The organism is Rhodopseudomonas palustris, from assembly GCF_034479375.1.
Taxonomy (GTDB): domain Bacteria; phylum Pseudomonadota; class Alphaproteobacteria; order Rhizobiales; family Xanthobacteraceae; genus Rhodopseudomonas; species Rhodopseudomonas palustris_M.
In genome coordinates this window covers 2,480,163-2,500,718 of record NZ_CP140155.1, presented here as the reverse complement: position 1 = coordinate 2,500,718, position 20,556 = coordinate 2,480,163, and the positions used below count along the sequence as shown (strand labels likewise).

At 65.9% G+C, this 20,556-nt stretch carries 24 protein-coding genes; 15 read left to right on the top strand and 9 right to left on the bottom strand.

Annotated features, from left to right (window positions below; genetic code table 11):
- The first annotated feature begins 130 nt into the window (after nucleotides 1–130).
- Both SR870_RS11355 and SR870_RS11350 read left to right on the top strand, forming a co-directional pair.
- The gene (locus tag SR870_RS11355) at nucleotides 131–1,138 is read left to right on the top strand and encodes a Tim44 domain-containing protein (protein ID WP_322518060.1); all 1,008 of its coding nucleotides are present in this window, start codon (nucleotides 131–133) and stop codon (nucleotides 1,136–1,138) included.
- Nucleotides 1,139–1,286: 148 nt separating this feature from the next.
- Nucleotides 1,287–1,997 carry a glutathione S-transferase gene (locus SR870_RS11350; RefSeq protein ID WP_322518059.1) on the top strand — a complete coding sequence of 237 codons (711 nt, stop codon included), beginning with the start codon at nucleotides 1,287–1,289 and terminating at the stop codon, nucleotides 1,995–1,997.
- A 188-nt stretch (nucleotides 1,998–2,185) separates the two neighbouring features.
- On the opposite strand, the gene SR870_RS11345 is transcribed toward SR870_RS11350, so the two are convergent.
- Nucleotides 2,186–2,545 carry a GFA family protein gene (locus tag SR870_RS11345; protein WP_322518058.1) on the bottom strand — a complete coding sequence of 120 codons (360 nt, stop codon included), beginning with the start codon at nucleotides 2,543–2,545 and terminating at the stop codon, nucleotides 2,186–2,188.
- A gap of 612 nt (nucleotides 2,546–3,157) precedes the next feature.
- Between SR870_RS11345 and SR870_RS11340 the strand changes: the two genes are divergently transcribed.
- Nucleotides 3,158–4,462 (top strand): serine hydrolase domain-containing protein, encoded by a 1,305-nt coding sequence (locus SR870_RS11340; protein ID WP_322518057.1) that lies wholly within the window; start codon nucleotides 3,158–3,160, stop codon nucleotides 4,460–4,462.
- 35 nt (nucleotides 4,463–4,497) lie between these two features.
- Here the strand turns inward: SR870_RS11340 and SR870_RS11335 are convergent, their stop codons facing one another.
- Nucleotides 4,498–4,986, bottom strand: a complete 489-nt coding sequence (locus SR870_RS11335; protein WP_322518056.1) for a hypothetical protein — start codon at nucleotides 4,984–4,986, stop codon at nucleotides 4,498–4,500.
- 186 nt (nucleotides 4,987–5,172) lie between these two features.
- Here SR870_RS11335 and SR870_RS11330 point away from each other — a divergent pair, with 186 nt between their 5' ends.
- The 4 genes from SR870_RS11330 (at nucleotide 5,173) to SR870_RS11315 (ending at nucleotide 9,113) form a co-directional block, all read left to right on the top strand.
- Entirely contained in the window at nucleotides 5,173–5,454 is a 282-nt protein-coding gene (locus SR870_RS11330; protein WP_322518055.1) for a BrnT family toxin, read from the top strand.
- A complete protein-coding gene (locus SR870_RS11325) occupies nucleotides 5,429–5,668 on the top strand; it encodes a hypothetical protein (RefSeq protein WP_322518054.1) in 240 nt (79 codons plus the stop codon). Before SR870_RS11330 ends, SR870_RS11325 begins: the two co-directional genes overlap by 26 nt.
- A 188-nt stretch (nucleotides 5,669–5,856) precedes the next feature.
- Nucleotides 5,857–7,344, top strand: coding sequence for a hypothetical protein (locus tag SR870_RS11320; RefSeq protein ID WP_322518053.1), 1,488 nt, complete (start codon nucleotides 5,857–5,859; stop codon nucleotides 7,342–7,344).
- 113 nt (nucleotides 7,345–7,457) lie between these two features.
- The gene (locus tag SR870_RS11315; RefSeq protein ID WP_322518052.1) at nucleotides 7,458–9,113 is read left to right on the top strand and encodes a fumarate hydratase; all 1,656 of its coding nucleotides are present in this window, start codon (nucleotides 7,458–7,460) and stop codon (nucleotides 9,111–9,113) included.
- Between the two features lie 143 nt (nucleotides 9,114–9,256).
- Here the strand turns inward: SR870_RS11315 and SR870_RS11310 are convergent, their stop codons facing one another.
- The gene (locus SR870_RS11310) at nucleotides 9,257–9,553 is read right to left on the bottom strand and encodes a hypothetical protein (protein ID WP_011442639.1); all 297 of its coding nucleotides are present in this window, start codon (nucleotides 9,551–9,553) and stop codon (nucleotides 9,257–9,259) included.
- A 251-nt stretch (nucleotides 9,554–9,804) separates the two neighbouring features.
- Between SR870_RS11310 and SR870_RS11305 the strand changes: the two genes are divergently transcribed.
- Nucleotides 9,805–10,512 (top strand): Ig-like domain-containing protein, encoded by a 708-nt coding sequence (locus SR870_RS11305; RefSeq protein ID WP_322518051.1) that lies wholly within the window; start codon nucleotides 9,805–9,807, stop codon nucleotides 10,510–10,512.
- 24 nt (nucleotides 10,513–10,536) lie between these two features.
- Here SR870_RS11305 and SR870_RS11300 read toward each other — a convergent pair whose 3' ends face one another.
- Nucleotides 10,537–11,109, bottom strand: a complete 573-nt coding sequence (locus SR870_RS11300; protein ID WP_322518050.1) for an inner membrane-spanning protein YciB — start codon at nucleotides 11,107–11,109, stop codon at nucleotides 10,537–10,539.
- A gap of 511 nt (nucleotides 11,110–11,620) precedes the next feature.
- On the opposite strand from SR870_RS11300, the gene SR870_RS11295 reads away from it, so the two are divergent.
- Entirely contained in the window at nucleotides 11,621–12,286 is a 666-nt protein-coding gene (locus SR870_RS11295; RefSeq protein WP_322518049.1) for an SET domain-containing protein, read from the top strand.
- A 244-nt stretch (nucleotides 12,287–12,530) separates the two neighbouring features.
- Here the strand turns inward: SR870_RS11295 and SR870_RS11290 are convergent, their stop codons facing one another.
- Nucleotides 12,531–12,929, bottom strand: coding sequence for a hypothetical protein (locus SR870_RS11290; RefSeq protein WP_322518048.1), 399 nt, complete (start codon nucleotides 12,927–12,929; stop codon nucleotides 12,531–12,533).
- Nucleotides 12,930–13,043: 114 nt separating this feature from the next.
- Here SR870_RS11290 and SR870_RS11285 point away from each other — a divergent pair, with 114 nt between their 5' ends.
- Together SR870_RS11285 and SR870_RS11280 are read left to right on the top strand one after the other, a co-directional pair.
- Nucleotides 13,044–13,865: a helix-turn-helix transcriptional regulator gene (locus SR870_RS11285; RefSeq protein WP_322518047.1), complete on the top strand. Its 822-nt coding sequence runs from the start codon at nucleotides 13,044–13,046 to the stop codon at nucleotides 13,863–13,865.
- A gap of 72 nt (nucleotides 13,866–13,937) precedes the next feature.
- On the top strand, nucleotides 13,938–14,603 hold the full coding sequence (locus tag SR870_RS11280; protein WP_322518046.1) for a DsbA family oxidoreductase: 666 nt from the start codon (nucleotides 13,938–13,940) through the stop codon (nucleotides 14,601–14,603).
- A gap of 169 nt (nucleotides 14,604–14,772) precedes the next feature.
- Here SR870_RS11280 and SR870_RS11275 read toward each other — a convergent pair whose 3' ends face one another.
- On the bottom strand, nucleotides 14,773–15,924 hold the full coding sequence (locus SR870_RS11275) for a GNAT family N-acetyltransferase (RefSeq protein WP_416221162.1): 1,152 nt from the start codon (nucleotides 15,922–15,924) through the stop codon (nucleotides 14,773–14,775).
- 275 nt (nucleotides 15,925–16,199) lie between these two features.
- Here SR870_RS11275 and SR870_RS11270 point away from each other — a divergent pair, with 275 nt between their 5' ends.
- A complete protein-coding gene (locus SR870_RS11270; protein WP_322518044.1) occupies nucleotides 16,200–17,666 on the top strand; it encodes a caspase family protein in 1,467 nt (488 codons plus the stop codon).
- Nucleotides 17,667–17,676: 10 nt separating this feature from the next.
- Here SR870_RS11270 and SR870_RS11265 read toward each other — a convergent pair whose 3' ends face one another.
- Nucleotides 17,677–17,916 (bottom strand): PilZ domain-containing protein, encoded by a 240-nt coding sequence (locus SR870_RS11265; protein ID WP_322518043.1) that lies wholly within the window; start codon nucleotides 17,914–17,916, stop codon nucleotides 17,677–17,679.
- 195 nt (nucleotides 17,917–18,111) lie between these two features.
- On the opposite strand from SR870_RS11265, the gene SR870_RS11260 reads away from it, so the two are divergent.
- A complete protein-coding gene (locus tag SR870_RS11260) occupies nucleotides 18,112–18,408 on the top strand; it encodes an HdeA/HdeB family chaperone (protein ID WP_322518042.1) in 297 nt (98 codons plus the stop codon).
- Nucleotides 18,409–18,420: 12 nt separating this feature from the next.
- Here the strand turns inward: SR870_RS11260 and SR870_RS11255 are convergent, their stop codons facing one another.
- A complete protein-coding gene (locus tag SR870_RS11255) occupies nucleotides 18,421–18,885 on the bottom strand; it encodes a PaaI family thioesterase (protein WP_322518041.1) in 465 nt (154 codons plus the stop codon).
- Between the two features lie 328 nt (nucleotides 18,886–19,213).
- Here SR870_RS11255 and SR870_RS11250 point away from each other — a divergent pair, with 328 nt between their 5' ends.
- Nucleotides 19,214–19,495, top strand: coding sequence for a hypothetical protein (locus tag SR870_RS11250; RefSeq protein WP_322518040.1), 282 nt, complete (start codon nucleotides 19,214–19,216; stop codon nucleotides 19,493–19,495).
- Between the two features lie 154 nt (nucleotides 19,496–19,649).
- Nucleotides 19,650–20,348 carry a Crp/Fnr family transcriptional regulator gene (locus SR870_RS11245; RefSeq protein ID WP_322518039.1) on the top strand — a complete coding sequence of 233 codons (699 nt, stop codon included), beginning with the start codon at nucleotides 19,650–19,652 and terminating at the stop codon, nucleotides 20,346–20,348.
- A 51-nt stretch (nucleotides 20,349–20,399) separates the two neighbouring features.
- Here SR870_RS11245 and SR870_RS11240 read toward each other — a convergent pair whose 3' ends face one another.
- Entirely contained in the window at nucleotides 20,400–20,537 is a 138-nt protein-coding gene (locus SR870_RS11240; protein WP_322518038.1) for a hypothetical protein, read from the bottom strand.
- Nucleotides 20,538–20,556 lie beyond the last annotated feature (19 nt).

Sequence of the window (20,556 nt, the reverse complement as noted above, 5' to 3'; positions counted from 1 at the left end):
CCGCAAACACGCCCTCCGCGACCGAGGGCCGCAGGCTTGCGACGCCCCTGCGACGTTGAGAAGGCTTCCAATCCGGGCCGCCCTGACCATTTTACAAGAGCTTCCCCCTGACGGGGATTGAGGGAAACCAATGAACTTTTTGCATCGCACGCGTGGCGTTGTTGCTGCACTGGCCGTGACCCTGTCGCTGGCCATGCCGCTTGCGCTTGCGCTCTCGTCGGCGGCCGAAGCGCGCGTGGGCGGCGGCGGCAGCTCGGGCTCGCGCGGCTCGCGCAGCTTCATGGCGCCGAAAGCCACGCCGACGGCGCCGAACGCCGCCCAGCCGTTCAATCGCACCATGAGCCAGCCGGGCAGCCCGGGCATGGCCGCGCCCGCGGCCGGCGCAGCCGCCAAGGGCGGCTTCTTCAACCGGCCCGGCATGGGGATGCTCGGCGGCCTCGCCGCCGGCTTCCTCGGCGCCGGCCTGCTCGGCATGCTGTTCGGTGGCGGCTTCCTGTCCGGCCTCGGCGGCTTCGCGTCGATCATCGGCCTGATCCTGCAGGTCGTGCTGGTGGTCGTGGTCGCGCGGTTGGCGTGGTCGTGGTGGCAGCGTCGCAACAACCCGCAGCCGGCCCCGGCCTATGCCAACACCAACTCGAACGCCGGTCCGACCGTCGGTCCGGGCCCCGAGCCCGCGCCGGCCTATCGCACCGGCTTCGGCTTCGGCAGCGGTGGCAGCGCCCCGAACCTGCCGCCTCTCGAGATCAAGCCGGAGGACTACGAGGCGTTCGAGCAACTGCTCGGCGACATCCAGTCGGCCTGGTCGAACGAGGACACGGAGAAGCTGAACCAGCTCACGACCCCGGAGATGGCGTCGTACTTCGCCAAGGATCTGGCGGAGAACAAGGCGAACAACGACATCAACAAGGTGTCGGACGTCAAGCTGCTGCAGGGCGATCTCGCCGAGGCCTGGCGCGAAGGCGAGACCGACTACGCCACCGTGGCGATGCGGTTCTCGCTGGTCGACAAGACTCTGGAGCGCGGCACCGACCGGCTCGTCGCCGGCAGCGAAACGCCGATCGAGGTCACCGAAGTGTGGACCTTCGCGCGGCGGCCCGGCGCCAATTGGGAACTGTCGGCGATCCAGCAGACCAACTGATCCTCACGCATGTGAGGTCGAAGCGCCGCGGAGGTTTCCGCGGCGCTTTTCGTTTGGGACGATGCGCGGCAATATCGTCGGCGATGAACCGCTGCCGCGTTGACGCATTGGTCATTCCGGCACCGCGTGAGGCAAGGGAGGATCGCCGATGCGCTACGAGCTGTACTACTGGCCGAGCATCCAGGGCCGCGGCGAATTCGTCCGCCTCGCGCTGGAGGAGGCCGGCGCCGACTATGTCGACGTCGCCCGCCGCAACAAGGCGGGCGTTTCCAAGATGATGAAGATGATGCAGGCCGAGCAGGGCACGCCGTCCTTCGCGCCGCCGTTCCTCAGGGCCGGATCGCTCACGATCGGCCAGACCGCGAACATCCTGCTCTATCTCGGCGCGCGGCACGGCCTCGCGCCGAAGACCGAGGCCGGGCGGCTGTGGGTGCATCAGCTCCAGCTCACCATCGCCGACTTCGTCCAGGAGGTGCACGACACCCACCATCCAATCGGAACCTCGTTGTACTACGAGGAACAGCGCGCGGCGGCGAAGAAGCGCAGCGTGGAGTTCCGCAAACAGCGCGCGCCGAAATATCTCGGCTATTTCGAGCGGCTGATCGCGGGTGGCGGCGGGCCGTTCGTCACCGGGCGCAAGCCGACCTATGCCGATCTGTCGCTGTTCCAGATCGTCGCGGGGATGCGCTACGCGTTTCCGCGCGGTATGAAGAAGCTGGAGCGCAAGCTGCCGGGCCTGATCGGCCTGCACGATCGCGTCGCCGCGCGGCCGAACATCAAGGCCTATCTCGACAGCGCCCGCCGCATCCCGTTCAACGAGGACGGCATCTTCCGGCACTACAAGGCGCTGGACAAGTAACGGGCCCGCCGGTCGTCGCGCATTGCCTCTCCGCGAGTCATTCCGGTCCTCTCCACGAGTCATTCCGGGGCGCGCGCAGCGCGAACCCGGAATCTCAGGGGCGAGTCATTGCGCAATCATCTCGGGATTCCGGGCTCGCGAGCTGCGCTCGCGCCCCGGAATGACGGCCGAGAGGGGAGGACTGGCGACTACCTGCTCCGTCCATCCACCGGCGTCATCTTCAGCGCGGCGAGATCGATCCCGTCGATGCACGAGACGTTCAGGGCGATCACTTCGCTGCCGTCCGGCTTGGTGCCGCGCGCGAACACGTCGACGCCGCATTCGATGCAGAGCTGGTGGCGGATGGCGCGCTGGTTGAAGAGATACTCCTTCAGGCTGTCTTCACCGGCGCGGAGCTGAAAGCTCAACGGCGGCAGAAACGTGAAGTGCAGCCCCTTCTTGGTGCAGATCGAGCAGTTGCATGCGGTCACCATCGCAAAATCGGTGGTGCATTCGAACCGCACCTGGCCGCAATGGCACCCGCCGGTGCAGACTTTCCGTCCGGTCATGGATTCGCTCCCGCGCGCGCCGCCTGGATCGATCGACGGCCTCGCCCGTTCTACCAGAGCGCAGGACGCCGGCGATAGCGTCGCGCACGGTCGCGGTGCGACGGATGCGGCGCCATGCAACCATCCGGCGACGCCGATCGTTGTCGAGACGGCGCGTCATCGCGGCGCCTGCGGGCCATCGTCACCAGGAATCGAGCATGGTCGGAAGCCGGACGGCGGATGTGAAAAGCCCCGCGCGAGGCGGGGCCGGTCACCGGGGCAGCTCGCCGGTCAGGCGAGCTGATCGATCCGCGTTCCCTGTCCGGGCGGCAACGCCGCCTTTGCCGGTGGGGTGGTCGTCGAATCGTCCTTGTCCCTGGCCGGGGGCGGCGGCGGAGGGCTCGCCTGCGTCGGCGTGGGGACGGTCGTCGACGACACGCTCGAAATGCTACTCATCATTGATCCTCGTAGGTTTGCGAGTGTCACCGACAATCACACGGCGCGACCTCGATCGAAGAAACCTCGTTCGACATCGCGCCCGTCGTCGGATCGCATCATCATCCCCCCAGCAGGTGAACTTTGCGCGCAACCGCCCGATCGCATTTGGTTAAAATACATCGATCGCCGTCGACCGTGGTGAGGACGCGCGCGGATCGTCGCGTCCTGGCTGCGGCGTGGCGGGCCGTTGCGCTGGTCTGCGTGCTTGCGTGCTTCGTCACCGCTCCCGCGCTCGCCGCGCGCGAGCGCATCGGCCCGCCGCCGCGGGCTGAACTGTCGCGCGACCTGCTGGCGTCGCGGATCGACAATTTCTTCAACGCCGAAGTCGCAGCCGGCAAGATCCCCGGCGCGATCGTGGAGATCCGCCACCGCGGCGAGACCGTCTACGCAAGGGCCTTCGGCCTGCAGAACGTCGACAGCGGCAAGCCGATGCGGGACGATGCGATTTTCGAGCTGCATTCGGTGACCAAGACGATTACCAGCGTCGCCGTGATGATGCTGGTCGACGACGGCAAGCTCGAGCTGAACGACCCCGTCGGCAAATACATCCCCGCTTTCGACCGGATGTTCGTCGGCGTCGAGAGCAAGGCCGACAACGGCAACCGGCAGCTCGATCTGGTGCCGGCGAAGCGGCCGATCACGATCGAGGACCTGCTGCTGCACACCTCGGGCATCACCTACGGCTTCTACGGCGGCGATAGCATGGTGAAGTGGCTGTACTCGGCGATGTATTTCGGCGACTACGACAACGAAGAGTTCGCAGACCGGATCGCCCACGCCGTGCTCGCCGACCAGCCCGGTACGCTGTGGAACTACGGTCACTCCTATGACGTGCTCGGCCGCGTCGTCGAGGTGGTGTCGGGCCAGTCGCTATACGCGTTCGAGAAGCAGCGGCTGCTCGATCCGCTCGGCATGACCGACACCAAGTTCTTTCTCACCGATCCGGCCGAGCGCGCGCGTTATGCGCAGCGGCTGCCGAAGGATCGTCGCGAGGAGCGCAACGCGCTGGAGCCGACGCGCTGGCAATCCGGCGGCGGCGGCATGGTCTCGACGCGCCGCGACCTGTCGCGCTTCGTGCAGATGCTGGAAAACGGCGGCGAATTCGAGGGTCGACGCTATCTCAGCCCGTCGGCGTTCAAGGCTATGACCAGCGATCACATCGGCCCGGAGACCGGCATCAAACGCAACGAGCACTACTATCCGGGCGATGGGTTCGGTTACGGCTACGGCTACGCGGTCCGCACCTCGGCCGGCCGCAAGCAGCCGCCGGACCCCGGCTCGCTGGGCGAGATCAAATGGGACGGCGCCGGCGGCGTGTATTTCGTCATCGACCGCGCGCAGCAATTGACCATCCTGCTGATGGAAAACCTCGGACCCGACCACGTCCGCATCCAGCAGGCATTGAAGCGGATCGTCTACGACGCGTTCGAGGAGAAGTAGGTCTCTCGTTCGTCGCGCCGGGCCCGAGTTCGCCCTTACTCCGCGTTGCTCCGCGAGATCGAAATCGACGACTCGGCCTTGCCGCGGATGCAGCGCATGTCGAGGCGGCGGAAGCGCGTCTTGATATCGTTGCCGCGCAACAGCCCGACGCGGCTGAAGCAGCGCTTGACGCCGCGCAGCGTGTCCGATTTGGGGATCGTGAACACGATAGCCGCAGCACTTGCGACCACCTCCTGAAACGCCACCGACGGTTTTCGCGAAGGCGCGATGCCGAACACCTCGTTCTTGAACGTGCGGCTCGGGCAGCCCAGCCGCAACGACTTCGCCGCCGGATGCGACAGGTAGATCACATTGGCGACCGTCTTGCCGACGGAGACGCTGTCGATCTGCGACTTGAGCTGCTGCGCAAGGTCGTCGCAGCGATCGGCGCGGGCCGGGGAGGCGGCGAGGGTTAACGCGGCCAGCGCGAGGGCGGCGAGCGCGGCGCGGCGCGGGCGAGACAAGGCGGCTGAAACGACGATCATCAGGCAATGCTCCACGAACAATCCGGCCAAGCTTCATAGCGAAGGCGGCGCGGAATGCAAAATGGGGGGAGGGGTGCGTCCCCGCAGGACGGGTCGTGGTACCGCTTCGGAGCAGCAAGCGGGCTCGTTGTGGGCCATAACGAAATATGGTAATATAACCATATCAAGCCGAGCCGGGTGGCACTGATGTCGGACTTCGAATGGGACGACGCCAAGAACCGGCTCAACCAGACGAAGCATGGGATTGGATTCGAACTGGCACAGCGGGCATTTCTCGATCCGCTCCGGGTGATCGCGGAAGATCTCGATCACAGCCGGGACGAGCGCCGTTATTTCTGTTTTGGCAAAGTGGAGGGCGGCATCGTCACGGTGCGGTTCACGATGCGCAGCGGCAGGATCAGGATCTTCGGCGCCGGCTATTGGCGCAAAGGAAAGGCGATCTATGAGGAAACCAACGGTCAAGTATAGCAAGGGCGAGATCGGCCGCGTCCGGATCGTCGACGACTTCCTGCCGTCGCCGGATCAACTCGTGCTGCGCGAGAACAACGTCAAGGTCACCATCAGCCTGTCGCAGCGCTCGGTCGATTTCTTCAAGCGCGCCGCCGCGAAGCAGAAGGTGCCCTATCAGCGCATGATCCGGGCGCTGGTGGATGCGTATGCGGAAAAGCAGGGGAAGGGGTGAGCGTGGTGTAGTCAGGATGGCGCGGCGGTCTCGCGGCTGCGCGTGTGGGGTGGAACGGATTTAACTCTGGCCTCGCTCTAAAGGGTGGCTCTTGGGGGCACCTTAAACCAAAGCGCCATTTCCATCTTTCGTTTTTATAGTATTGATGCGATATTACTACTTTGAATTGTGGCTTCCGGGGCGATTCGATGTTGGATATTCCAAGCTATTTGTGTCGTGGGGAACGGGCGCGGTTATTTCCCGTTCTGGCGGATACCTCAAAAGAAGGGAGGACGGCATCCATCCTCTTAGCTTGCCTGGCCAATGTGGACGAATTCGGCCGTTCGATGATGAGTACGCTTGGCCAGCGCGCCGGCCCCCGAACTAAAATAGAGACGTTTACCGAAGTCTGTTTTTCGTCTCAGGCCGACAAGATGCGACCAGACGGTCTGATCGTGCTAACGACTGGCGGTCGGGAATGGCGGGCTTTGGTCGAGGCTAAGGTCGGCAATTCCGATCTGGAGGTCGGACAGGTCGAAAGTTATCTGGCTCTCGCACGCGAAAACGAGATCGATGCACTGATTACGATCTCGAACCAATTTGCTGCCGTTCCTGCGGTACATCCGCTTCAGCTTCCTGCAGCGGCGCGCAGAAAGATCGAACTGTTTCATTGGTCTTGGATGCACGTATTAACGGAAGCGAGCTTGCTTCTGGCCAACGACGAAATTCTTGACCGCGATCAGAGGTTCGTCCTCAACGAGATGGTTCGTTTCTTGACCCATCCCAGCGCAGGCGTGAAGGGCTTCGACCAGATGCCCGCCTGTTGGACGGATTTGGTCGCGGCGATACAGGCGGGAGCGGTGCCTGCATCCAGCTCACCTTCCACTCGCGAAGTGGTTGGAGCATGGCATCAGGTCGTGCGCGATCTTTCACTTACGATGAGTCGACAGCTCGGAGTGGAGGTCTCCCCGCGGATTCCGAGGGAGCATCTGCGCGATCTGGATGCGCGGGCGAAAGCGGACATCTGTCATCTGTGCGACGACCACGCGCTGTCGGCGACCTTGATCGTTCCCGATGCGGCATCTCCTTTGGAGATCACTGCTGATATCAAGACACGGTCGTTAATTGTGTCCATGCATCTCCGTGCGCCGGACGACAAGAAGGGTACGAAGGCGAGGTTGAACTGGTTGCTACGTCAGTTTCCCCAAACAACCAATGACAATTGGCACGTCCGTCTGTATTGGCCGGGTCGCACAAGCAGCACTCAGAGGCCGCTGAAGGTGCTGCGGGAGAATATTGACGCAGCTGTCGATGAGCGGGCAGGCCAGGTGGTGACGTCGTTTGACGTCATCATGGTTCGCGACATCGGCGCTCGTTTCGCCCAGAGGAAAAATTTCATCCTAGATCTAGAAGCGATTGTGCCCCAAGCCTACGATCAGGCTGGGCAGCATCTGCGAGCGTGGCAGCGGACGGCGCCTCGCCTGCCAGAAGAGAAGGCTGTACCTGCCAGCGTGAGTACCGAGGCCATGCGAGACGCTGCAGAACATGAATTGACTGGCGCGCAGGACCGGTCTGCGATGGCAACACTGCCGGCGGCAGTGGTGAGTGTCGAAACCGAAGAAAGGGTGATTGAGCCGGCAGTCCTGGGCGAGCCCAGGACCGCCGACAGCCAGGACGTGGCAAAGGACGGCGAATAGGTGAGAGCTACGTCGCCTTAGCGACTTCACGACCACTGTCCCCGTTTTGAACCCTTCAAAACCCCGCCGAAACCGACTAGACAGGGCCGCAAATCCATCCTGAGGCCCCGTCCATGAACGCACCCACGCCGATCCCGTCCGCCACCACCCCGGTTCCGCCCTACACCCACACGCCGCTGTTTCCGCTCGGCAAGGACGAGACGCCGTATCGCAAGATCACGTCGGAGGGTGTGCGGGTGGAGACGGTGCTGGGCCGGCAGATGCTGGTGGTCGAGCGCGAGGCGCTGCGGGCGCTGTCGGAGGCGGCGTTCGGGGACATCAACCATTATCTTCGGCCGGGCCATCTTGCCCAGCTCCGCAAGATCCTCGACGATCCGGAAGCCAGTCCGAACGACAAATTCGTGGCGCTGGACTTTTTGAAGAACGCCAACATCTCGGCCGGCGGCGTACTGCCGATGTGCCAGGACACCGGCACCGCGATCATCATGGGCAAGAAGGGCTGCAACGTCATCACCGACGGCAGCGACGAGGCGGCGCTCTCCGAAGGCGCGCGCGACGCCTATCTGCGCCGCAATCTGCGCTACTCGCAGGTGGCGCCGCTGACGATGTACGAGGAGAAGAACACCGCCAACAACATGCCGGCGCAGTGCGAGATCTACGCGGAAGGCGATGACGCCTACAAGTTCATGTTCATGGCCAAGGGCGGCGGCTCGGCCAACAAGAGCTTCCTGTTCCAGGCGACGCCGTCGGTGCTGACCCGCGACCGGCTGCTGGCGTTCCTGAAAGAGAAGATTATGACGCTCGGCACCGCGGCGTGCCCGCCCTATCATCTGGCGATCGTGATCGGCGGCACCTCGGTGGAGTCGACCATGAAGACGGTGAAGCTGGCGTCCGCGCGCTATCTCGACGCGCTGCCTACGCAGGGCTCGGAATTCGGCAACGCCTTCCGCGATCTCGAGATGGAGCAGGAAATCCTGAAGATGACGCAGTCGCTCGGCGTCGGCGCGCAGTTCGGCGGCAAGTATTTCTGCCACGACGTCCGCGTCATCCGGCTGCCGCGCCACGGCGCCTCGTTGCCGATCGGGCTCGGCGTGTCGTGCTCGGCCGATCGCCAGGTGCTCGGCAAGATCACCAAAGATGGCGTTTACCTGGAGGAACTCGAGCACAATCCGGCACAGTATCTGCCGGAAGTCGAGCAGGCGCTCGGCGGCGAGGTGGTGCAGATCGACCTCAACCGGCCGATGCAGGAAATTCTGGCGACGCTGACGCAGTATCCGACCAAGACCCGGCTGTCGCTGACCGGCACCATGATCGTGGCGCGCGACGCCGCCCATGCGAAATTGCGCGAACGCCTCGATAAGGGCGAGAAGCTGCCGGACTACTTCAAGAACCATCCGGTGTACTACGCAGGCCCCGCCAAGACGCCCGACGGCTACGCCTCCGGCGCGTTCGGCCCGACCACCGCGGGGCGGATGGACTCGTTCGTCGATCAGTTCCAGGCGGCCGGCGGCTCGATGGTGATGGTCGCCAAGGGCAACCGCGCGCCGGCGGTGCGTGACGCGTGCAAGAAGTATGGTGGCTTCTATCTCGGCTCGATCGGCGGCGCCGCGGCCAACCTCGCCGAGCACTGCATCAAGAAGGTCGAGGTGCTGGAATATCCCGAGCTCGGCATGGAGGCGATCTGGAAGATCGACGTCGTCGACTTCCCGGCCTTCATCATCGTCGACGACAAGGGCAACGACTTCTTCAAGGAGCTGAATCTGGGCTGAGGCGGCGCTAACAACCTCGTACCGTCATTCCGGGGCGCCGCGTAGCGGCGAACCCGGAATCCAGAGATGACGAACACTGCGAGATTCCGGGTTCGCTCGCTGAGGCGAGCGCCCCGGAATGACGCGACCGACGCCTGGCGGCCTTACGCCCGCGTGCCGGTGAAGGGGAACGAGCCCATCGGGCCGATGCCCATTTCGCCGGAGATGCTGTCGCCGCTCACCTTGCCGGTGTAGGCCAGCGTCAGCGGCATCGGGTTGGTGATCGACAGTTTCCAGGCGACGTCGTCGCCATTCACCGTGCCGTCGAAGATCTCGCCCGCATCGCCGTCGGCGGATTGCGTGCCGGTGAGCGTGGTTCCGTCGGCCTTCAGCGTCAGGTCGGCCTGCCGCTCGCCCATCGGCGTGCTCATGGTGATCTTCCAGTTTCCGTCGACTGCCATTTGTCTCTCCCTTGGTCCGGCCTCGAAAGATGCCGGGCGGCCCGTCTTAATATGCCGCGGGGCGCGCAAACAACCCCGATCACGAATGTCGGCTGCGGCGAGGGGCCGCTACGACTTTGAGCCGAGGGCACGGTGGTGTTCTGCTCTGACGGTCGTGCATGGGGATACCGGTGGTGCGCCGCAACAGTCGTGCTATTATGCCGGGCTGGAGGACGCCTCGAGGTTCGACCGCTCGATCGGTGGAGCTCGACATGCGTTTGTTATATTTGCGCGGCTTGGCGCTGGCCGCCCTGCTGCTCTCCGCCGGCCTGACCGGCACGGCCTCTGCCCAGGTCGAGGTGATCACCGAGAGCACGACGGTTGCGCTCTCGGCTGCCGCAGACAAGGCTGTGCAAGGCCGCGTCACCCTGACCGCGGCTATCACCACCCGATATGGCGCCGGCGCCGCCGACGGCCGGATCACCTTTCTCGATATGACGACGATGCGGGTGCTCGGCTGGACCAGCGTGGCGCAGCCACGGCTCACAGTCGATGGCCTCGCGCCCGGCCGGCATCTGCTGCGCGCCGACTACAGCGGCAGCGCAGGCCGGCTGCCGGTGATCGTGCTGCCCAGCCAGTCGGACGAACTCGCGCTCGACGTGCTGGCGCGACCGATGGTGACGCTGTCGTCCTCGGCTGGCGTCACCGCGCCGGGCGAGCTCGTGACCTTCACCGTGACGGTGACCGGCAGCGCCGGCACCCCGGGCGGGCTGGTGACGTTGCGCGATGGCGACAGCGTGATGGCGGCGCACGTGCCGCTCGACCGCGTTGGGACCGCGGCGTTCACCACCTCGGCGCTGCCCGACGGCGTCCGCGCCGTCACGGTGGATTACCAGGGCGATGCGCGCTACGCAGCAGCGGAAGCGCAGATCGACCACCGAGTCACCGCGACGATCGCCTCCGCCGAGCCGCGGATGTAGCGCCTTCGTCGCCTGCGAGCGTTGCTATTCGGCCATCGCTGCGGAGGCGACCGCTGCGGCGCGGCGGCGATTGCGGATCGCCAGCCGGAACACGAGATATTGAATCACCATTGCCGCGACCTTGGCGGCCGGGGCCACGATCATCACATAGAAGGTCCAGGTCTTGATGTCGCCGGTCAGCGCCGCGGCGATCACGCCGCCGCCGAGCACGATCATCAGCACCGCCCAGAAGTACCCGGCGACCCGCACATATTCCGGGATCGTCGTCGCCACGATCGGCGGCACGTAGCGCAGCATCCAGTCCCGCCGCAGCATGATCGCGCCGACCGCGATATGGCCGACGCTGGGCTTGATCAGCACGAAACGCGGATCGTTGGTGAACAGCGTCGCGCCGCCGAGCACGACGACCAGCGCCACGCTCGCATAGGCCATCACGTCGAGCCGCTGGCCCCTGACCCGCGCATAGACGAACTGTCCGACCGCGCCGACCACCGCGACGATCGTCGCCAGCGCGACATTGCCGGTCGAAAAATACAGCACCACGAAGATGATGGTGGAGAAGAAGTCGCTGCCGAGCTTGGCGAACACGGCCTTCATCGCAGGCTCCTCCCGGCGGTCGTCACGCCCGGACCGGCGGGCGCGCCGCCGCGAATGTCGGGGGCGAGTGTGCGGGGCGCGCCGCGCGAAGTAAACCGCGCGCGAGCGCGAGGCATCGACACATCTTTCTGAGGCAACGTCGTCGCCGGAGAAGACAATGACATAGGCTCCTGCCAACCAGGCCGCGCCGCTACGGCGGCTCAGTCAAAGAGAAAAGCGTCGCCGAGGCTTCGCGCAAGGCCGCGACGCCAAGAAAAACTCCAGTTCGGAATTCTTCCAGAGAGCCTGGAGGGCCGGTCGTGGTGGGACGCAAGCGTCGCCGAGGGACGGCTCGCCGCCCTGGCGCGGCGTCACCGCGATCGCCGGCCAAAGCACCGGCCCGGACACGCCGGCCCGACGCCAAGCTGGGGAAGGTTCGGCCGGCGGCGATGAAACCCCTGCCAATTGCCGTGGAATCGATCTAGAAGGCCGGCTTGTGTCCTGTTCCGTGGCCTCCAGCAGCTCGAAGATCATGCCCGCTTTGTCGAACAAACCCTACCGTATCGGCCGCTCCAAGACCGGGCTCGGCCTGTTCGCCACCCAGCCGATCAAGAAGGGCAGCAAGATCATCCGCTATTTCGGGCCGATGCTCGACTGCAACAAGAAGAAGGACGACGCGGTCGAGAACAAGTACCTGTTCCAGATCAGCAAGCGCTGGACCGTCGACGGCTCGGTGCGCAAGAACGTCGCGCGCTACATCAACCACGCCTGCAAGCCGAACGCGGAGTCGGACGTCAACGTCAAAAAGCGCAAGATCATCATCCGCGCGATCAAGGACATCGAGCCCGGCGACGAGATCAACTACGATTACGGCACCGACTACTTCAAGGAATATCTCAAGCCGATCGGCTGCAAATGCGATTCCTGCGAGAAGAAGCGCAAGAAGAAGGCCGCCGAGGCGCGCGCCGAAAAGGCCCTGCTGAAGCAGAAGGCCGAGCGCAAGGCGCAGAAGCAGGCCGAGAAGTACGCGGGCAAGGGCAAGGCCAAGAAGGCTGACAAGGCGAGGGCAGCGAAGACGAGCAAAGCCGGCGGCAAGACGGCGAAAGCCACGAAGTCCAAGGCGAAGACGACGAGCGTGAAGGCCAAGAAGCCTGAGGCCAGGAAGCCCAAGGCCAAGAAGCCCAAGGCTGCCGCGTAGGACCCGCTGGAGGCCGCACAAATCGTCTGACATTCGTCATGCCCAGGCTCGTCCCGGGCATCCACGAATTTACCGCGAAACAGCAAGCAAGGCGTGGATGGCCGGGACGAGCCCGGCCATGACGTGGTGTAGGAATCTCGATCGTTCAGAGGCTCCTCCACGTCATTGCGAGGAGCGAAGCGACGAAGCAATCCAGATCAGTGCTTGATGCGTGGATTGCTTCGCTGCGCTCGCAATGACGGCATCAGGCCATCACCGCCCGCTCGCTCCGCCGCAGGCCCATATATTGCAGCTCAGCGAACGCGCCGACCGCGATCGCCTGGATCACGACGAAGCCGATGCCGAGCGCGTTCGGCGTCACCGCGCCGCTGACCAGCAGCGCGACGCTGCCGAGCGTCCACAGCGCGTTGCCGACGATCACCAGCAGCACCAGCGGCTTGCTCAGCGCCGCGCGGGTGCCGAGCCAGCCGACGAAGGCCGCATAGGCGATCAGGAACAGTCCGGTCTCGAGCAGCAGCGGCTGCGGCAGCGCGAGCAGCGGCGACAGCGCGCCGGCGCCGAATGCCAGCAGCAGCGCCATCGCGCCGCTGACCAGCGCGTCGGCCTGGAGCGCGCGGCGGAGCAGAATGGACGGTCGGATCATGGGGGTCTCCTTCGGTTCGGTTGGCGAGGGCCGAAGCATCTCCGCGTTTGCCGCCGAATTCGATTACCTCGCAGGTCATGGAAGCCGCGAAAGCTGCGTGCTAGTTTTGCGGCCATGAACACGAGCATCTCATCGGCCGCAGCGGCGGCCGGCGCGCAGCCGGTCCGGATCGGCGATTGCTTGCGGCAATGGCGGCAGCGCCGCCATCTCAGCCAGCTCGACCTCGCGCTCGACGCGGAGATTTCCGCGCGGCATCTGTCATTCGTTGAAACCGGCCGCGCCGCGCCGTCGCGCGACATGGTGATGCGTCTCGCGGAGCGGCTCGACGTGCCGCTGCGCGAGCGCAACGTGCTGCTGGTAGCGGCGGGCTTCGCACCGGCGTTCCCGCAGCGGACGCTCGACGATCCGGCGCTGCGGGCGGCGCGCGCCGCGGTCGATCAGGTGCTGCGCGCGCACGAACCAAGCCCCGCGCTGGCGGTCGACCGGCACTGGAACCTGGTGTCGGCCAATCGCATGGTGATGCCGCTGCTGGAGGGCATCGCGCCGGATCTGCTGGCGCCGCCGCTCAACGTGCTGCGGCTGTCGTTCCATCCCGAAGGGCTCGCTGCGCGCACCGCCAATCTCGGCGAATGGTGCGCGCATCTGTTGGAACGTCTGCACCGGCAATGCGAGGCGACCGCCGATCCGAAGCTGATCGCGCTGTATCGGGAATTGAAGACCTATCCGGTGCCGGCCCGCGCCGCGCCGATCGCGCCGGACGCGGTGGCGGTGCCGTTCCGGCTGCAACTCGGCGACGAGGTGCTGAGTTTCATCTCGACCACCATGGTGTTCGGCACGCCGGTCGACGTCACGCTGTCGGAAATCGCGATCGAGACCTTCTTCGCGGCCGACGACGCCACGTCGGCAAGGCTGCGCGGCATGGCGGCCGCGCTGTAGCGCCTTGCCTGCGGTTGTCGCGGCCCTATCTCTGTGAGACTGTCCGTCGAGGAAACGACGAAGGAGGCGCCGATGAGCGCGATCAGGCCGTTGAAGATCGATGTCGTGTCCGACGTCGTCTGCCCGTGGTGCTACATCGGCAAGCGCCGCATCGAGCAGGCGCTGGCGCTCGCGCCGGACGTGCCGGTCGAGCTCAACTACCGGCCGTTCTTCCTCAACCCGTGGGTGCCGCGCGAAGGCATTGCGCGCGATGACTATCTCACCAAGAAGTTCGGCTCGCCCGAGCGCTACAAGGAGATCGCGAGCCGCGTCGTCGACGCTGCCGCGCAGGAGGGGCTCGCCTATCATCCGGACCGCGTGCAGCGGCAGCCGAACACGATCGACTGCCACCGGCTGATCCACTGGGCCGAGGCGATCGGCCAGGGCCCCGCGATGAAGCAGCGGCTGATGGAATTGTACTTCCGTGACGGCGGCGACCTGACGGACATCGACGTGTTGGTGCAGGCCGCGGCCGATATCGGCCTCGACGCCGGCGAGGTCCGCGCCAAGCTGGCCACCGATACGGATGTCGAGCTGATTTCGGGGCAGGCCGAAGAGGCGGCCGAGAAGGGCATCTCCGGCGTGCCGACCTTCGTGTTCGCGCAGAAATACGCGGTGTCCGGGGCGCAGGATCCGGCGCAGCTCGCCAAGGCGATCCGCCACATCTCGGCGGAGATCAACGCCGAGGCGGCGGAGTAGTCAGCGATCTATTGCAGCGAAGGGCCTTCCCAAGAGGCACGGCCTCCTCATCCTGAGGAGCCCGGCGAAGCCGGGCGTCTCGAAGGATGAGGTCACGGGGGGGCGGCGGCGCATGGTTCGAGACGGCGCTGCGCGCCTCCTCACCATGAGGCCGTGCTCTTTGTGAGTTCTAGCGCTTCAGCAGCCGTTTCGCGGTCTGACGCAGCACCTCGCGGGCGCGTAGCGCGAACGTGGTCGGGCCGAACAGCGGATCGCGCGGGCGCAGCGGGATCAGCAGGTCGCCGATGGCGAAGCGGCCGCGCCAGATCGGGTCGATCATCGGGTGATCCGGCGCGGCGGTGGAATCCGCCATCGTGATCGCCGGATCGGCGCAGAGATGCCGCGTCAGCTCCAGCGTCAACAGCACGCCGGGCGAATGCCGCGCGAAGCTTTCGGCGATACCGAGCTTGAAGAAATAGGCGCGGTCCGCGTGCCGCAGCACGATGCCGGCGGCGATCGGCTCGTCGCCTGCGTGCAATAGCGCGATCTCGCAGGCGCCGCGTGCGGCGAGCGTGATCGCGGCCTGACGCAGCCGGGCGGCCAGTTCGGATCGGTGCAGCAACGCCGTGCCGCGGCGGCCCTTCCAGCCGCTGGCTTCGAGCGCGAGGAACACGTCGTACGCCTGCGCCACCGTATCCGGCGTTTGCGCCACGGTGAAGCGCACCTCGCCGTGATCGCCGAGCCGGCGCATCAGCCGGCGATATTCCTTGAGGCGCTTGCCGCCGAGTGCGTCGCGCAGCAGTTCGTCGGCGTCGCTTGTGGCGTCGAGGCAGGCGCGCGACCAGCCGCGCAGCAGCACCGGCGCGAGATCTTCAGCAGCGGCTGCGCGTGAGAACGCCCGCGCGGCGTCGCCATCGCAGGCGACGTCCCGCAGCAGCAATGCGCGGGCGCCGGTCGCGCGAGCCCGCGCGAGCATGGCCGCGGCGGCGCGGTCGGCGGCGTCACGATCGAGCAGCGGCGTATCGAGCGAGCGGAACGGATCGGCGGAGACCAGCACCGGCAGCGGCAGCCGGAATGCCTTCCACGCCGACAGCACCGGCAGCAGCCCAATCAGCGCGCCGGCGTCGTTCTGTGCGGTCAGCGCGCGCGTCGCTGCGCGCGCCCGTGGATCGCCGTTCGCGGCCATGGCCCATTCCGGCAGGTAGTAGCCATTCGGCTCGAGCACCCGGCCTGCGAGATCGCGCCAGGCGCCGGCATCGACCGCCGCCATCAACGGCAGCACGGCGCGCGCCGTGGCCGCGTCCGCTTGCGGGGCGCGTGCGACCGGCGATGAACTCGTGATTTCGACCACGTCGGCTTCCTACCCATGGCGGCGCGGCCGCGATCGATCGCGGCGCCCGGCGTCGATCGGAAAGTAACGGAGACAACTTGGAAATGAGTGAGTTCCATCGGGCATTTTAGGGAGTAATGTTAACCGCGGCTTGCCCGCGCAAGTTGCTGTGCGCGGGCTGCCGCGCGGATGCCGGGCGCGGCGTCCAATTGCCACGGGCGCGGACTGAACCCGTTTGCTGCCGCGGCCGACCAACTGCGGGAATTGCTTTGGAAGAGGAGAGGTCGATGTTGCGTGCGATGCTGTGGAACGCGGCGGTAGCTGCAACGATGCTGCTGGGCACGGAGGCGGCGCTGGCGGAAAGCCGCGTCGCATTGGTGGTCGGGCAGTCGGCCTATCGCGCCGTGCCGGCGCTGCCCAATCCGGTCAACGACGCCAAGGCGATCGAGAAGATGCTCGGCGACGCCGGCTTCGAGGTCACCGCCGCCAACGATCTCACCCAGACCGAGTTGCGCCAGATGGTCGGCGATTTCGCCGCCAAGGTCGCGGCCAAGGGGCCGGACACCGTGGCGCTGATGTTCTATGCCGGCCACGGCATCCAGGTCGACGGCGAGAACTATCTGGTTCCGGTCGACGTCGATCCCAAGCGCGAGGCCGACATCCCGCTGCAGGCGGTGCGGCTCAACGACGTGCTCAACACCCTGACCTCGGTGCCGACGCGGACCCGCATCATCATGCTCGATGCCTGCCGCAACAACCCGTTCCCCGAGATCCGGAAGACCACCGGACAGGGGCTGGCGCTGGTCGATGCCAAGACCGGCGCGCCCGGCACCTTCCTGTCGTTCTCGACGGCGCCGGGCTCGGAGGCCGAAGACGGCGGCGGCGGCAACAGCCCGTACACCGCGGCGCTGCTGAAGGCCGGCCGCGAGAGCGGGCTGCAGATCGAGGATACGTTCAAGCGGGTGCGACTGGCGGTCAATCAGGCCACCTCCGGCCGGCAGACGCCGTGGGAAAGCTCGTCGCTGGTCGACGATTTCCGCTTCTTCGGCACGGCCGAGGACGGCATCAAGCCGGAGAAGAAGCGCAGCGTCGAGGAGTGGAAGGCCTTCCTCAAGGGCAAGCCGATCGAACAGGCCAACGAGTTGATCGTGTCCGACGGCTCCGGCGACGCCTACGAGGCGTTCGTGTCGCTCTATGCCGAGCCGCCGCTCGGCCCCGAGGCGAAGCGCTGGCTCGACCGCTTTCGCCAGATGCAGGCCTGGAACCGGGCGGTGCTCGCCAACAGCGGGCCGGCGTATCGGTCTTTCCTCGACCAGTATCCCGACAGCGACCTGACCCCGACCGCGAAGAAGCTCGAAGAACGCCAGCGCAACAAGCCGGTGCCCGCGGTGGCGATCCCGGCTGCGACGCAGGCCAGCCTCACCCCGCCGGCGGTCGCGGCGGCGCCCGCGTCCGCGGCGACCTGCCCGTGCAGCACGCCGCCCGCGATCCAGAAGAAGGTCGACAAGCCGAAGCGCGTCGAGCGCGAACAGCCGCCGAAACGGACCGCCAAGCCGCCGCGCGGCCGGGTGTACTATGAGGATGATGACGATGTCGTCGTGGTGCGGCGTCCGCCGCCGGTCTATTACGACCCGCCGCGCGGCCCGAGCATTTCGATCGGCGGCGGCATCCGCGGCGGCTATGGCGGCGGCGGTTACGGCGGCGGCCCGAGCAGAGGCGGCGATGGTGGCCGCGTCGGCGGCAGCCGCTACTGAGAAGCCTGCGCTACTGGAAGGCGACGCCGATGCGCCGGGCGGCGCTCCAGATCGGGCGGCAGCGGTGTTTCACCTTGTCGGTTTCGATCACCAGCACGAATTCCTCGGGCAGGGCGACGGGCCCGTCGACGTCGATCCGCGCCCCGGTCGCCGACAGATTGCGGACCGTGCAATCGAAGCCCGCACCGCTGAACGCGATCGTGCCTCGCTTGAACACCCTGTGGCGCGGCGCGCCTCGTCGCTCTGTCATCGTCGTCGTCCGATCACCGGTTGGTGCGGCGAGTTTCGCGGAAACGGTTTGCGAAGTTCTGAAAGCGCCTGCGGCTTCCGGCGCCCTCCGATTCAGAAAAATTTCACCAAATGCGGCGAAGCGGCCGGATTGAGAGTCCCGCGGGGGTGTGGCGTACTGGATCCCGGCCGAGGGCCATCAGGGCAGGGGGGAGATATGTTGAAATTCGCGGGTGTGCTCGTGGCGGCCGCCGGGCTGCTGGTATCGCCGGCCGGCGCCAGGGCGGAGGTGCTGGATCTGGCGACGATGTCGTGCAAGCAGTTCATCGACTCCGGCCCGGACGAGATCAAGATGGTGCTGACCTGGCTCGACGGCTGGTACAAGGGCGACTCCGACGACGCCATCATCGACACCGAAGTGTTCGTCGCGAACGCCAAGAAGTTCGGCGCCTATTGCGGCGCCAACCCCAGTGTGAGCATCGTCACCGCGGCCGAGAAGATCCTCGGCAAGTGATCGCCGCGTCGGTCACAGCATCGCGAAGGCGCTCGACACCATCGCCACCGGCTTGCCGTCGTCGGCGCTGCGCAGCGTCACCCGGCCGAAGCTCATGGTGCGGCCGAGCCGCACCACCCGCGCGTCCGCGAGCACGTCCGACGAGGTCACCGCCTTGAGAAAGTGGGTGGTCTGATCGACCGTGGTCATCGGCCGGAACCCGCGATTGGCTGCCAGGATGGCGATCACCATCGCGGTGTCGGCCAGCGCCATCAGCGCCTGTCCGCAGACGATGCCACCGCTGCGGCACAGCCGCTCGGAGAACGCCATCCGCAGCGTCGCGCCGGGCTGCCAGTCATCGCCGGCGCCGGCCGGCGGCGCCGTCTCGACCGCGTCCACCGACAGGTCGAGGTCCTGCACCCAGGGGGCGAACACCTCACCGAGCGTGCGCCGCGCATCCGCGAGGCCGAATTCCGCCACCTGGCCGCTCTCCGTCATTTCGTCTCCCATGCTCTGGTTTGTTTTGGTTTCTGTACGTGTCCGTACCGGATTTGGCGGTCGGAAGTCGTTGAATTGCCTGCATCGGACCCGATTCTTGCCGGCTTGAAAACGCCATGGTCGTTCCCTTATGGTCCCCGCAGTCTGGTGGGTGGCGTGTGGCGAAGCGTTCGGCTTTGATCCTCGGCGTGGTTGCCGCGGCAATTCTCCTCGACGGCTGCACCAAATGCGGCCCGATCTGGGAGGATTGGATGCAGCCGCCGAAGTCCTGTCGGTCCGATCGTCTGTAGCGCGGCCGAAGCCGTCAAGCGCGCGAAGGGAGTTTCCAATGAAGTTGTTGCGCGGCGTCGCACTGAGCGTCCTGCTGGCCGGGCCTGCCTATGCGCAGATGCCCAACGTCAATCTGGTCCCCGAGATCCAGCACAAAACGCCGGAAGAAAAAGCGCAGGACGCGATCAGGGAGAAGGCCTATCGCGAGTCGCTGCGCAAGATCCCCGATGCCAAGGGGCCGAGCGATCCGTGGGGCGACGTGCGTAGCAACGAGCCTGCACCGGTGAAGCCGAAGACGGCGACGACGAGATCGAAAAAGACCGGGCCGACCGCGAACTAATTTCGGCCGGGACGCGCGTAGTGCATGTTCAAAACGGCACAGACTTTTCCTGAGAATTGATGTTGATGGACCGACGCGGCGAATGTTCGCCGCGCGGCTCTTGAACGCCTGCAATCGATGGCGAAGAGCTTGCTTCGCGATTGCAGGATGAGACGTGAATTCTTACGAAGCGGCGTTCGATCCCACCGCGTTTCTCGGCAGCGCTGGACCGGGACGGGCCCTCCAGCAATTCCGCAAGAACCAGAGCATTTTCGCGCAAGGTGACGAGGCCGACAGCGTGCTGTTCCTGCAGCATGGGCGCGTCAAGCTGGTGGTGATGTCGGAGCAGGGCAAGGAGGGCGTGGTCGCGATCCTGGACTCGGGCCAGTTCTTCGGCGAGAGCGCCCTGATCGGCCGGCGCCGCCTCGCGACCGCGGTGGCGCTCGAAGATTGCACCGTCACCACATTGGCGAACACGATGCTGATCGCCACGCTGCAGCACGAGCCCGGCATGTGCGAGTTCTTCATAACCCACCTGCTCAGGCGCAACTGCCGGGTCGAGGAAGACCTGATCGATCAGTTGTTCAATTCCAGCGAGAAGCGCCTTGCGCGGCTGTTACTTCTGCTCGCTGATATCAACCATGGCGACACCGCCAAGTCGCTGCCCGTCGATATCAGCCAGGAGACCCTCGCGGAAATGATCGGTACGACGCGGTCTCGCGTCAGCCACTTCATGAACAAGTTTCGCAAGCTCGGCTTCATCGACTACAACGGCCACATCGAAGTCTATCCGTCGCTGCGCAGCGCCGTGCTGCCCGACAAGGCGCGGCTGCCCGACGGCGATGCGCGGTCGGTTCGACTGAACGATCGCTGATTGCGGATCGCGGGATCGAGCGCGGCGAGCGGCGGCGGCGCGAACCTGCGCTCAGCCCTTTTCGCCGAGCAGCTTGCCCGACGAGCGATTGATGAAGTGCACGTGGGTACAGGCGGGGCAGCGCACCAGTTCGAAGGTCGTCGGCTCGGGCGCACCCACTTCCTCTGCGACCCAGGTCTGAACCTTCATGGCCGTCCGCGGACATTTG